The 13,125-nt window shown below is 46.1% G+C and carries 12 protein-coding genes; 3 read left to right on the top strand and 9 right to left on the bottom strand.

Annotated elements, in window-relative coordinates:
- Nucleotides 1–26 precede the first annotated feature (26 nt).
- The 9 genes from GQS64_RS10970 to GQS64_RS10930 all read right to left on the bottom strand — a co-directional run bounded on the left by GQS64_RS10970 (nt 27) and on the right by GQS64_RS10930 (nt 8,470).
- Nucleotides 27–332: a hypothetical protein gene (locus tag GQS64_RS10970; RefSeq protein WP_246798555.1), complete on the bottom strand. Its 306-nt coding sequence runs from the start codon at nt 330–332 to the stop codon at nt 27–29.
- A complete protein-coding gene (locus GQS64_RS10965) occupies nt 310–975 on the bottom strand; it encodes a PLP-dependent cysteine synthase family protein (protein WP_246798554.1) in 666 nt (221 codons plus the stop codon). The genes GQS64_RS10970 and GQS64_RS10965 overlap by 23 nt, the downstream gene beginning before the upstream one ends.
- Before the next feature lie 14 nt (nt 976–989).
- On the bottom strand, nt 990–1,877 hold the full coding sequence (locus tag GQS64_RS10960; RefSeq protein ID WP_246798562.1) for an ABC transporter substrate-binding protein: 888 nt from the start codon (nt 1,875–1,877) through the stop codon (nt 990–992).
- A gap of 144 nt (nt 1,878–2,021) precedes the next feature.
- A complete protein-coding gene (locus GQS64_RS10955; protein WP_198231600.1) occupies nt 2,022–2,972 on the bottom strand; it encodes an ABC transporter substrate-binding protein in 951 nt (316 codons plus the stop codon).
- Between the two features lie 49 nt (nt 2,973–3,021).
- Nucleotides 3,022–4,881: an amino acid ABC transporter permease/ATP-binding protein gene (locus GQS64_RS10950; protein WP_198231599.1), complete on the bottom strand. Its 1,860-nt coding sequence runs from the start codon at nt 4,879–4,881 to the stop codon at nt 3,022–3,024.
- A gap of 12 nt (nt 4,882–4,893) precedes the next feature.
- The gene (locus tag GQS64_RS10945) at nt 4,894–5,466 is read right to left on the bottom strand and encodes a GNAT family N-acetyltransferase (protein ID WP_188318040.1); all 573 of its coding nucleotides are present in this window, start codon (nt 5,464–5,466) and stop codon (nt 4,894–4,896) included.
- 14 nt (nt 5,467–5,480) lie between these two features.
- Nucleotides 5,481–6,095 (bottom strand): FMN reductase, encoded by a 615-nt coding sequence (gene msuE / locus GQS64_RS10940; protein WP_077993566.1) that lies wholly within the window; start codon nt 6,093–6,095, stop codon nt 5,481–5,483.
- Nucleotides 6,096–6,112: 17 nt separating this feature from the next.
- Nucleotides 6,113–7,444, bottom strand: coding sequence for an LLM class flavin-dependent oxidoreductase (locus GQS64_RS10935; protein WP_198231598.1), 1,332 nt, complete (start codon nt 7,442–7,444; stop codon nt 6,113–6,115).
- Between the two features lie 21 nt (nt 7,445–7,465).
- The gene (locus GQS64_RS10930) at nt 7,466–8,470 is read right to left on the bottom strand and encodes an MsnO8 family LLM class oxidoreductase (RefSeq protein ID WP_077993564.1); all 1,005 of its coding nucleotides are present in this window, start codon (nt 8,468–8,470) and stop codon (nt 7,466–7,468) included.
- Between the two features lie 232 nt (nt 8,471–8,702).
- Here GQS64_RS10930 and GQS64_RS10925 point away from each other — a divergent pair, with 232 nt between their 5' ends.
- The 3 genes from GQS64_RS10925 (at nt 8,703) to ltnD (ending at nt 13,125) form a co-directional block, all read left to right on the top strand.
- Nucleotides 8,703–9,047 carry a DUF3088 domain-containing protein gene (locus GQS64_RS10925; protein WP_077993563.1) on the top strand — a complete coding sequence of 115 codons (345 nt, stop codon included), beginning with the start codon at nt 8,703–8,705 and terminating at the stop codon, nt 9,045–9,047.
- Between the two features lie 908 nt (nt 9,048–9,955).
- Complete coding sequence (locus tag GQS64_RS10920) at nt 9,956–10,729, top strand: acetoin reductase (RefSeq protein ID WP_077993560.1); 774 nt, start codon at nt 9,956–9,958, stop codon at nt 10,727–10,729.
- A gap of 1,496 nt (nt 10,730–12,225) precedes the next feature.
- Nucleotides 12,226–13,125 (top strand): L-threonate dehydrogenase, encoded by a 900-nt coding sequence (gene ltnD, locus GQS64_RS10915; RefSeq protein WP_198231597.1) that lies wholly within the window; start codon nt 12,226–12,228, stop codon nt 13,123–13,125.

Here is a 13,125-nt window from a genome sequence, read left to right as displayed (position 1 = left end):
TATCTGCCCGCAAATATGCAATTAACTTAATTCTTTGTTGCAGCACTCAAATAACGTTCGCCGCTATCAGGGAAAATTGCCACAATCATTTTGCCCTCATTTTCTTCCCGTTCGGCAAGGCGGGTTGCTGTCCATAAAATGGCAGCGGCTGAAACACCGGGGAATATTCCCTCGGTTGTTAAGAGATCACGTTGAACATTAAGAGCATCCGCGGTGTCGAGTGAAAAAATTTCATCAACCACTTCTGCCGCATAGTTCTTTGGCAGAGACTCTGGCGGCACTTCGCTTACTTTGTGCACGCCGTCAATTTCATCGGGATAGGGATTCTTCACTCGGAAGCGAGGTTTCTGCCGGTTCGGCAATAACAACTTTGATTTTCGGATTTTTCGATTTCAAATATTTTCCGGTTCCCGAAACCGTTCCGCCTGTACCCATGGCACAGACCAGAATATCCACCTGACCGTCTGTATCTTCCCAGATTTCAGGACCAGTCGAGACAATATGAACCTTCGGATTATCGGGATTGGCCAATTGGTCGATAAAAAAGGCGTCCGGATTTTCCGAAACAATGCGGGCAGCCATTTTTTCCAATGCTTCCGGATCCATAAAAAAAGCATTTTCAACCGGAATCACTTCTGCACCATAAAGCTTGAGAAGTTTTATTTTGTCGGCGCTGATATTATCGCTCACATAGAATTTCGTTGCATAGCCTTTGGCTGCTGCCACAGCAGCAAGCGCAATGCCTGTATTGCCGCTTGTAACATCGACAATGGTATCGCCCTTTTTCAACTTGCCGGATTTTTCCGCTTCATTAATCATATTCAAAGCAGCACGGTCTTTTATACTGCCTGCCGGATTGAGATATTCCAGTTTGGCAATAATACGTGATTTCAAATGATGTTTTTTGCCGTAATGATGAAGCTCGACAAGCGGCGTCTTGCCGATGAGTTCGGTGATATTGTGATGGATTTTCATGAAATAATGCTCCGCTATTCTTCTGCCATGCCTTCGGGATTGGTTTCTGAAACGTTGAGTGCTTCATCTTCCAGATGCCATCTGGCGAGAATTTTTTCATAAGCACCCGACTTTATAAGACCATTGATTGCAATGGTAACAGGTTCTGCAAGGCCGCTTGATTTTCTTGTCACAACCGAAACGTCGGAACGATCCGGCCAACCGGCAATAAGAGTTCCGGCTTTGCGCAAATTATTGTCGCGCAGTGCAAAATAGACCAATTGCGCATGCGGGCCGACAATAACATCTGCCCGTCCTGACTGGAGAGCAAGCAGTTTTGCAGCACTATCATCATAGTCCTGAAGCACGATCGGCTTCAGCTTTTCATGAGTAACAATATCATTCCAGCGTAACATGATACGCTCCTGATTGGTACCGCCACTTACAATAACCCGATATCCGGCGAGATCTTCCGGCTTTTCAATTTTTTTGATCGGACTATCACTTTTTACATAAAAGCCGTGAATGCCTTGCCGGTAAGTCGAGAAATCGAACTTTTTTTTGCGCGCTTCGGTCACACCGATATTGGCAAGAACGGCATCATATTTTCCCGATGACAGGCCAAGTGACCAATCAATCCACGGTATGGCTACGAGTTCGAGCTGTTTTCCAAGACTTTCAGCTATTGCCGAAGCAAAATCGACTTCCGAGCCGATGGGCGTTTTTGCGTCGCTAGCATAAAATGATAGAGGCGGGTCACTCGGAGCAACAGCAATTGTCAATTTATCTTTATTGGCAAATTGATAATCTTGCGGAATGGCCTTGATTGCATCTTCATTTTTTTCGACGTGAATACGGCCGTCCTGTTCGGCAGAGGTGTCGAAAAAGGGCATCTGGTCAAGCCCCCATACAGTCATCGTCATTCTGAACAGGATAACGATAACCAATAATGGCAATATAATTTTCGATTTCTTCATTATAGTCATCATGCCGACATTTGAATGTCGGATTTACCGATAATTTCTGGGGCTATCGGTAAATCCGGGATTGAGGTTTGAATGTTGGTTTTACTGTGCTTTGGGCTTGGGCAAGCCCGGAGGATTGATTTGCGATTGCGAAATCGCTTCTTCCCACAAATTCCAACGTTTCAGGATTTTTTCATATGTCCCGTCGGCGATCATATCATTGATGGAATCCGACACCGGTTTGGCAAGCGGGCTGTTCTTCTGTAAGCCCACAGCAATATCGGCGGTTAATGGCCAGCCGCCATTGATAGTGCCAACGAGCCTTGTTTTTCCGGTTGTGGCCGAGATATAGGACTGTATAGCGTTAACGCTGAAAATTGCATCGGCACGGTTACTGTCGAGAGCCAGTGTTTGCAAGGGACGGTCATCATAATATTGGACTTCAACCGGTTTTAAACCGGCTTTTACATTCATATCGTTCCATTGCAAAAGCAGTTTTTCCTGATTTGTACCGGCATCGGTAATCACCCGCAAACCGGCAATATCTTTTGCTTCTTTGACTTCTTTTATGGGGCTCGATTTCTTGACATAGATACCGATAATATCATGACGATAAGTGGCAAAATCGAATTTTTCTTTTCGCTCTTCGGTAACTGTCAAATTGGCGATGACAGCGTCATATTTTCCGCTTGATAGACCCAATGGCCAATCGGCCCAGACAATTTCTATCAATTCCAGTTTTTTGCCCATGCGTTCGGCAAGTGCAGAAGCCAGATCTACATCCAGTCCGATCGGAGTTTTTGCGTCGCTTGCATAATCATGCAAAGGCAAACTGCTATTGGTATTGATTGCGATGGTCAATGTATCTTTTTTGACAAAAGGAATATTGGCGACTTCATCAATACGTTGCTGACTGGCCGCTATATGCGGGCGACCAGGCTGTTCGGGTGAAAAATCGAGCGGTACTGTTTCAGACCGGGAGAGCTGTGAATAGGCGATGCCAATGACGACAAGCGTTACCTTGGCAAAGGTGTTTTTACTAAAGAAACTCATCAAGAAACCTCTCGGTGTTGGGCAAATAGCCTCATTTGGAAATGTTGGATTATTTGAAAACCTTGTTCAGAAAAGCTTTGGTTCTCTGTTGTTTTGTGTGGTTGAAGACCTCTTCGGGACTTCCTGTTTCAATTATTTTTCCGCTTTCCATGAATACGATCGTATCAGCGACCTCGCGGGCAAACCCGATTTCGTGGGTGACGACGATAAGTGTCGAACCGGTACGGGCCAATTCCTTGATGACATCAAGAACCTCTCCGACAAGTTCCGGATCAAGGGCAGAAGTCGGTTCATCAAAAAGCAGAACTTTGGGGCGCAGCGCCAATGCACGGGCAATGGCGACACGTTGTTGTTGCCCACCGGAAAGCTGGCGGGGATAAACATTGGCTTTTTCTTTCAAGCCGACACGGGACAATAAATCGAGTGCGTCTTCAACCGCCTTTTTATGGGGAAGTTTTTTAACCTGAATCGGGGCTTCGATAATGTTTTCGAGAACAGTCAAATGCGGAAACAAATTGAAATTCTGGAACACCATGGCAATATCGGCGCGTTGTTTCAGAATGTCTTTTTCTTTCAGTTCATAAAGCGTATTTGCTTCTCTGCGATAGCCGATCAATTCGCCGTCGACATCAATAAAGCCGCTATCGACGCGTTCAAGGTGATTGATTGTTCTAAGCAACGTCGATTTACCTGAACCGGAAGGTCCAAGAATAACAGTTACACTACCTGCCGGAACTGTAAGACTGACATTGTCCAACACTTTGTTGGAGCCGAAATATTTCGACACATTGTGAACATTGACTTCGGCACCATCACCCGAATAAAGATTGCCGAATCCCTGATGTTGGCACTCGTCAAGTGAAAAGGCCTCGCCTTCCGCCAATGCGTCGACTTCATCCTTGAAGGTCAATTTATCGTTCGGCTCTGCGGCAGACGGTGTTTTGAAAAATGACAAATGTCCGGCAAGATTGCGCACACGGCGGCCAATTCGCGAGAAAGCCAGTTCCGAAGGGTTGCGTACCGCGCCTTTTGCATAAATGCTTTCAATATAATATTGGGCGATCGAAAGCACTGTCATAATGACAAGATACCAGACGGTTGCAACCATCAAGAGTGGTATGACTTCGAGATTGCGCCGATAGATAACCTGAACAGTGTAAAACAATTCCGGCAGTGCCAAAACATAAACCATAGAGGTTCCTTTGGCCAAACCGATAATTTCGTTAAAACCGGTTGGTAAAATCGTGCGCATGGCTTGCGGCAAGACAATGCGCAAGACTTGGCGTTTTTTCGATAAACCGAGCGAAGCGGCGGCTTCATGCTGGCCGTTATCGACAGACAAAATGCCGCCGCGAACGATTTCGGCAAAAAACGCCGATTGGTTGAGTGTCAATCCGATAAAAGCGGCAAGAAAAGGCGTCAACAAAGATACCATCGGGTAATTGACGAGTATTTCGCCATTCAACGGATTGGTGAGGCGGATGCTCTCATAAAGATAGCCCAGATTGTTGAGAATGAGCAAAAGCACAATGAGCGGTACGGAGCGGAGTAACCAGATATAGCTCCATGACAGGCCGGAAAGCAGTGGCGATTTTGAAACACGTGCCAATGCCAGACATGTTCCAAGTAACGAACCGGATATGGTCGCAAGAATGGTCAGCAAAATCGTGCGTCCAAGACCGGCAAGAACCGGTTCGGATAAAAACCATGTCGCGAAAACCGACCATCCCCATTTTTCATTCGTAAGAACCGAATATAGAATGGCTCCGATGACAAGAACAGAAAAGACCGTGCCGAACATTCGCAGCGGGTAACGTGCGGGAACAACTTTGCAATCCGAATATTGTTTTTCTTCAAAGTTGAAATTGGTAGATAGATCGGGGGTGTGAATATCTGTTGTTGATGACATGGTTGCTCCTTTTCAAAGGCTCGTTGGCGACAATGCGCTTTGCGCTTTGACAGGTGAGAAGGAACGCAGCCGGTTATCGCGTTCATTATTGTTTTCGGGGCGTTTATCACTAATGTCTTTTTCAAACGGCAAATGTCGGTAGGCTTCCCAGTCGCCGTTCAAATCGAATAGATTGGTATAGCCGTTTTTCAGATAGAGATTGACAGCTTCCGGCTGGCGGAAACCGGTTGTGAGATAAAGCCGGCGGTAGCCTTGCTGGTGCGCTTGTAATTCAAGTTTTTCAAGAATAAGTGCGGCAAGCCCTTGACGGCGATAACCGTTATCAATCCAGATACGCTTGAGCTCGGCGGTCGTCTCGTTGTAAAATTTGAAAGCGCCGCCACCAATAGTTGTTTCACCATCAATCAATAACAGGAAATTTCCTTTTGGCGGGGCAAAATCTTCGGCCGGATAGCGGTCAAGCTCGGCTTTTGCGCCTTCCTCATCATAAAAACTACCATAACGGCTGTCATATTCTTCTATCAACGCGGCGCGCAGCCGCGCTGATCGTGGGTCTTTCAAACTGGTAAAGACAAAATGTTTCATCGGCGTCTCCTGACTCACGAATTGACCGCAAAGGGCAAAACATCATGCGTCCCGCGTGCCCGTTGGACAGTTGTTTTTTGTTCGGAACTGTGCGCTGTCTCTGCTTTGATGAAGGGGATGAATTGGTCTACCGCTTTATCAATGCGGGCGATCAGATCTGGCGATTGTATTTCATTATCCTGCCCAAAATCGCGTGCAGCGGCATAAATTGCTGTTGGCAGACTATGCGCCATGAAGAAACCGAAAAGCGGACGCAATTGATGTTCAACCATCAATGCGTGTCGGTCACCGCCGCCGGTTGCAGAAAGCAGCACAGGTTTTCCATAAAGTCGTTCAGGCTCGATGAGATCAATGAAATGTTTGAACAATCCCGGATAACTTCCTTTATAGACGGGACTGCCGATAATAAGCGCATCTGCCGATGTCAGTTCTTCGATAATCCGTTGGCCATTCGGTTCGAGTTTATCGGCACGCTGGGCAAGTCCCAGCGTGGTTCCGACATCGAGAAGATCATAGCTCACAACCTCTATGCCGAATTTTTTGGCCACCTTTTTGCCGATATGATTGACAAGAGCGGTGGTTTTTGAAGGCCGGTTGAAACTGCCGGATAAAGCGATCACTTTGCTCATTTTTTGTCCTTTCGGTTTCAAGCCGCAACGGTTTGCTGTTTTTCTGCGTAACGGTTCGAGGGAATGGCAAGGCCAAGATTTTCACGCAATGTGTTGTGATGGAGCTTGCGATCAAAATAGCCACGTTCTTCAAGCCGAGGCAGGATTTCGGAAGAAAAGTCGTCAAAGCCTTGGCCGCTCACTTGCATGGTGAGAATAAAGCCGTCGGCTGCACCGTTATCGAACCATTCGATGATACGGTTTGTGACGTCGTCATAGCTGCCGATAAAATCGCCATGTTGTGTGGTTTCATTCAATGCCACTTCACGCAAAGTCAGGCCTTGTTCACGAGCTTCCTGTTTGATGCGGTCGCTTGTCGAGCGGAAACTGTTTTTGCCGATGTCACCGATTTCGGGGAAGGGCTTGTCAAGGTCATATTGGGTAAAATCATGATGGTCGAAATAACGACCAAGATAGGCAAGCGCGTCCTCGATATTGACGAGATTGCGAATTACCCTGAACTTTTCTTCCGCTTCTTCTTTGGTGCGGCCGACAATCGGATTGATGCCGGGGAAAATCTTCACATCATTGAGCGAGCGACCATGTGCAACTGCTCCGTCCTTGACGCGCTTGGCATAGTTTTTTGCCCCTTCAATATCTTTGATATGGGTAAAGACCGCTTCGGCATATTTGGAAGCGAAATGAATGCCGGAGTCGGATGCGCCAGCCTGGAAAATGACCGGTTCGCCCTGACGGGAACGCTGGATATTGAGCGGCCCTTCAACCGAGAAAAACTTGCCGTGATGGTTGACGCGGTGCATTTTTTTCGGGTCGAAAAACTGGCCGGTTTCGCGGTTGCGAATAAACGCATCTTCTTCCCAGGAAGACCATAATCCTTTCACCACGTCGATATATTCGCTGGCGATTTCATAACGCAATGTATGATCGGGATGGGGGCGGCCATAGTTTTTGGCGGTCCCTTCAAGCGGGGTTGTCACAATATTCCACGCAGCCCGCCCGCCACTTAAAAGATCCAGTGAAGCAAATTGGCGTGCAACCGTGAACGGGTCGCTGTATGAGGTTGAAACTGTGCCACCAAGGCCGATTTTCGAGGTATGAGCCGCAAGAAAAGATAGAAGAGTGAGCGGTTCAAAACGGTTCAGAAAATGCGGGATCGATTTTTCATTGATGTAAAGCCCGTCGGCAACAAAAACGAAGGCTAGCCCTTCGGCTTCGGCGCGTTTTGCAAGATTGACATTATAATCAATATTGACACTTGCATCTGTCGGAACAGAAGGGTGGCGCCACGAATTCATATGGCCACCTGCACCATGAAGCATGAGACCGAAATTGATTTTGTTATGCGTCATCTTAAATCTCCTCGATAAGGTTCAGGCGGCAATTTTTTCTTGCTCGAAAGCAAGTGCGCCAATTGCATCAATACGTTCTTCAACACTGGTTGCAGGCAGTTCGAGCATAAATTCTCCGATACCGAATTGGTGATGAAGGATTTGAAGCTCTTTGTTGACTGTTGCTGCCGTACCGGCAATGATTTGTGTGCGATGTTGTTCGATCGTGTAATCGGAACGACCGGAAAGACGACCGAAATCTTCTGCTGCTTCCAAAGTGGTCAGCGAAAAAGTTTTGCCATCGGAAAAATGGATTTTGTAAATCGAAATTTCATTGGCGCGCTCTTTTGCACGTTTGTCGGATTTGTCAATAATGGCTGCAAGTGCCAATTGCGGCACACCGCCCGATGTTGCACGCCGATAGGCGGAAACTGTATTCTTCAGTTTTTCTTCGCTTCCGTTCAGATGTCCGGCATAGCTGAACTGCCAGCCGAGACGTGCTGCCAATTTCGCACTCTCGACACTTGCGCCAAGCAGGAAAGTACTTGCGCGAACTTCCGGTTTGGGTGTTGCTGCCAATCCTGCAAAACGGCCTTCCTTTATTTCTTCGCCGCCCAGCAGCTTATCGAGAAGTTCCAGCTTTTCTTCAAAGCCGATGCGTTTTTCATCCGAAAATTCGGCTTGCAGTGCTGCTGTTGTATGCGGCAAACCGCCCGGTGTTTTGCCGATTCCGAGGTCAACACGTCCCGGTTCGATAGCCGAAAGCACATTGAATATTTCTGCTATTTTGTAGGGGCTATAATGCTGTAACATGACCCCGCCCGAACCGATACGGATTTTGCTTGTTGCTGCCAACAGATAGGCAACCAGTATTTCAGGCGCACTCGACGCAAATTCTTTTGAGTGATGATGTTCGGCAACCCAGAACCGGCGAAAACCGGCTTTTTCTGCTGCACGTGCTGTTTCTACTGCGTTTTTCAAGGCTTGACCCGCATTGCGGTTGATTTCAAGCGGGCATTTATCCAAAAGGCTCAAGTCATAAACCATTATCTATTCTCCTGCCGGTTAACGGTTTTTATGTCCTTTCCCTCCGGACACCGTTTCGTGTTTTATAATCGGCGGAGATTTTGTATTTTGATAGCCCATCCATTCTATAGATTCGGATATTCTTGAAAAACATTTCTTGCTTTTGTCGATTATTTAAATTTCGATGGTAATGAAACGGCAAATTAAAGTCGTATAAGTCGAAGAACCGAAATTTTTCTCATGCGAGGTAATTATGACCAAAGATATTCTGTTTTTATTGCCAAAATCGTTTACGGACGCGAACCACCCCGATAAATTGTTTTATTGTCCGCACTGCCTGCCGATCGAAGGGGCACTTGCTTCTTTTAAAGACCAGCTACACGATCTTGATGTGCGTCATGAAGAATTTCCACGTCCGCGCCAAAATGTTATTGCCCTTGCGGGTGAAGACAACCAGTCATTGCCACTTCTCGTTTTAGGCAAAGGGCGTACAACCAGCCATAAGACCGGTGAATATAACGGTCGTCAGCTCGTTGCCGGTTCTGCGCCGATATTGGCAGCATTGGCGGAACTTTATGGTATTCCTGTGAGCCATTAGAATAGACGCGGTTTTTAAGTGGCAAACAGGCGGAAAACAGATTGCAATATTTGTAGAATTCGCCTGTTTATCCAACCCGCAACGCTAAAACTCATAATATTTGCGATATGATAACGACAGCTATCCGATCATAATAGTAAAAGATCATAATCAAAAAAGTGGCAATTTTCATTTCGTCGATTGCCGCTTTTTCCCGAAAAACATGCCGGTTAAATTCTATCAGCAATAATGAACAGAACTTGTCGCGGCGAGCTTCTTCCCATTCCTGTCAATCAAATCACAGTTTCCCGCCTTATGCCGGTCAAACGGCGAAGGAATAGCGGTCAAGGATCTTTGACGTTAAAGAACAATGGCGTTTTTTTGCCGCTTGTCGGGATAAAACTTGTCTGCCAAATGATTTTCTAAAAAAGTGATGTAGTTGTCCATTTACCGAATATATCAGGAATTATGAATGGCCGGAATCTATTCAAACGGACGCAATATGGCGGTTACGACAGACTCCTGATTTTAGCCTTGGACTTCCGGTAATTCCGATAAACATGCGTCAGATCAAAAATAACCTTCGGGTGGTGACAAAACAATTAGCCGGACAGTTAAAAAAATAACAAAGGGGAAAAGAAAACGACATTCACTACTTTGCTTCAGACGAAGTTTATGATATGTATTTGGTGTTTTCGTTTTTTAACGAATATTATTCTAACATATCAATGAACTTGCAGTCTTACTTCATGAGCAAGCAAATTTTTTTATTGAGTAAAAACTATTTTCATCTGAAATATTGGTTTTTTACCGCCTTATTTTTGCCTCTTGTTTTGTTTCATTATGGACATTAACTGCAATTATGGACATTGATCCGAATTGTGGACATTAACCCGAAAAGACACTTCTATTGAAAAGGGAGAACTTTCATGACCAATAAAGTTGCTGTAGTCACAGGTTCCGGACAGGGAATTGGCCGCGCTATTGCTTTGCATCTGGCAAAAGACGGTTTCAATATCGGTCTTGTCGACGTTAAAAAAGACAAGATTGCTGCTGTCGCCAAGGAAATCGAAGCTTTGGGGCAAAAAGCCACCACAATCACCGGTGATATTTCTGTGCGTGAAGAAGTCTATGGTGCGATCGAGCAAGCCGAAAAAGACCTCGGCGGTTTTGATGTGATGGTCAACAATGCCGGTATTGCACAGGTCAATGCTTTGGCCGATGTAACGCCTGAAGAAGTCGAGAAAATTTTCAAGATCAATGTTCAAGGCGCATTGTGGGGTATTCAGGCTGCTGCCAAGAAATTCATTGCCAGAAAACAAAAAGGCAAGATTGTCAGTGCTTGTTCTATCGCCGGACAGGAAGGTTATGCAATGCTCGGCATTTATTCGGCAACAAAGTTTGCAGTACGCGCTTTGACACAGGCTGCCGCGAAGGAATATGCTTCCCAAGGGATTACAGTCAATGCCTATTGCCCGGGTGTTGTGGGAACAGATATGTGGGTGGAAATCGACAAACGCTTCCATGAAACCACAGGTGCACCGCTCGGTGAAACCTATAAGAAATTTGTCGGCGGTATTGCGCTTGGCCGCGCCGAAACACCTGATGATGTGGCAAATCTCGTTTCGTTCCTTGCAAGTCCTGCTTCCGATTACATAACCGGCCAATCCATTTTGACCGATGGCGGTATGGTTTATCGTTGATAAGTTTTCAACAATTCAAACGTGTGAAAAAGCCGACAATTTTGTCGGCTTTTTTATCGGATTGGTTTGTTATTCAAATAGCGGCAAGGCTGGAAACAATAATCCGGAAAACATGTATTTTTCGACTATGTTATTTTATGAAATTTTTTATGAGTTGAAGTGACGCTTTTGTTTGACCAATTTTGGATGGTCGATTTGCACTTGATTAAACGATCGGAATTGGCCGTGAATTTATGGAAAGCGGGACAAAAGACGAATATGAAAACCCGTTCAACCGGATTGCTTTTTCATAGAAAATCATTGGAACAAAACGGTAAAGTGGCTCTTGTTCTTTGCTGACATCCTCACCTACTTCGACTTTGATGATAGCGTTATAGGTGATAGCTTTACAGCTTTACCGCCCTTATATCATTTTCTTCACGTGTCATATTTTTTACATGTCATTTTCTTTGCATGACATTTTCGTCGCATGACATTTTTTTGGCGGCCAAACCAAAGATCCATATGTGAAATTACCCCTATTTAAAATCGCCATAGTGACCATGGAAACGCAGCGATAGTGCCGTGAGGCAGATTGCGATAGCGCTTTGCGGCAGTTGCTTGAACACTTTCGGGAGTGTTGCGCTGGTGCTTTTCGGCTCACGGCGAAAGTGTACCACGGCTTGCCGGAAGTGCAGCGTGCGGCAAGTGGTGACAGTGTGTCGCAACATGCTGTGATAGTGCCTTGGGCAATTGCTGGAATCGCATTCAGGAATGCTATGTTAGTGCTTTGCTGCGGACAATGAAAATGCGTCATGGCGTGCCGGAAGTGCAGCGTGCGGGAGGTGGTGACAGTGTGTCGCAACATGCTGCGATAGTGCCTTGGGCAATCGCTGGAATTGCATTCAGGAATGTTATGTTTGTGCTTTACGGCGGACAGCGAAAATGCGTCATGGCGTGCCGGAAGTGCAGCGTGCGGGAGGTGGTGACAGTGTGTCGCAACATGCTGTGATAGTGCCTTGGGCAATTGCTGGAATCGCATTCAGGAATGCTATGTTAGTGCTTTACGGCGGACAGCGAAAATGCATCGGGGCGTGCCGGAAGTGCAGCGTGCGGCAAGTGGTGACAGTGTGTCGCAACATGCTGTGATAGTGCCTTGGACAATCGCTGGAAGCGCATTCAGGAATGTTATGTTTGTGCTTTGCTGTGGACAGTGAAAATGCATCGGGGCTTGGCGGATCGGCTGCTTATGGCAGGCGCAAAATCGCATGGGGTTTTGGCTCCGGAAATATATTTCCCGAACATTTCCACGTTCATGTCAAAGCCCTTTTACCCCCCAAAAAATGCCCGCTTCTACGTCACTTCATAACAAACTCTCTATACATATTGGCCGTTTACTATCAAAAAATAACATAAAATAACATTAATTTATCATTTATTTGTTATTTTTTGTTAAAATATGTTGAAAAATGTTTTTTACTGTTTAGTTTGCGGATAGATGGAAAAGGGAGGCAGTGATGCCGGAAAAATATAGTGTCTGTGTTGTAGGGCTTGGATCAATGGGGATGGGGGTTGCACGTTCCTGTATCAAGGCAGGCCTTGTCACCTATGGTGTTGACCTTGATTTGGCAAAATGTCGTGAACTTGTCGAAGCCGGTGCAGCAGGTGCAGGTGCAGGCTGCGAGCAAGCTGGCGAACTTGACGCATTGGTTCTTCTGGTTGTCAATGCCAAGCAATGTAAAGCGGTTTTGTTTGGCGAAAACGGTTTGGCTGATCGTTTGAAACCCGGTGCAGTGGTTATGGTTTCTTCCACGATTTCGGCAAATGACGCGAAAGAAATAGCCGGTAAGCTTGAACAAAAGAAGCTTAATGTTCTGGATGCTCCGGTTTCCGGCGGTGCAGTCAAAGCAAATGCGGGCGATATAACCGTTATGGCGGCAGGAAAAATTGAAGCTTTTGACAGGCTTGCCCCCGTTCTGGATGCTGTTGCCAGCAAAGTTTATAATATTGGCGAAGAAATCGGGCTGGGTTCGACAGTCAAGATTATTCACCAATTATTGGCCGGTGTTCATATTGCCGCCGGTGCTGAAGCAATGGCGCTTGCTGCCCGTGCCAATATTCCTCTTGATGTCATGTATGATGTGGTCACCCATGCAGCCGGAAATAGCTGGATGTTTGAAAATCGCATGAAGCATGTGGTTGATGGTGATTATTCACCAAAATCGGCTGTTGATATTTTTGTCAAAGATCTTGGGCTCGTTAATCAAACCGGTTTGGCTTTGAATTTTCCTCTCCCGCTTGCGGCCACTGCTTATACGATGTTTGCCAATGCTTCAAATGCCGGTTTTGGCAAGCTTGATGACTCGGCCGTTATCAAAACATTTTCAGGCATAAAATTGCCGGGTCAGGATGCTTGA

Source organism: Bartonella sp. P0282, from assembly GCF_048452985.1.
Lineage (GTDB): Bacteria > Pseudomonadota > Alphaproteobacteria > Rhizobiales > Rhizobiaceae > Bartonella > Bartonella choladocola.
The sequence above is the reverse complement of the archived record's forward strand: the minus strand, read 5'-3'. Positions and strand labels throughout refer to the sequence as shown.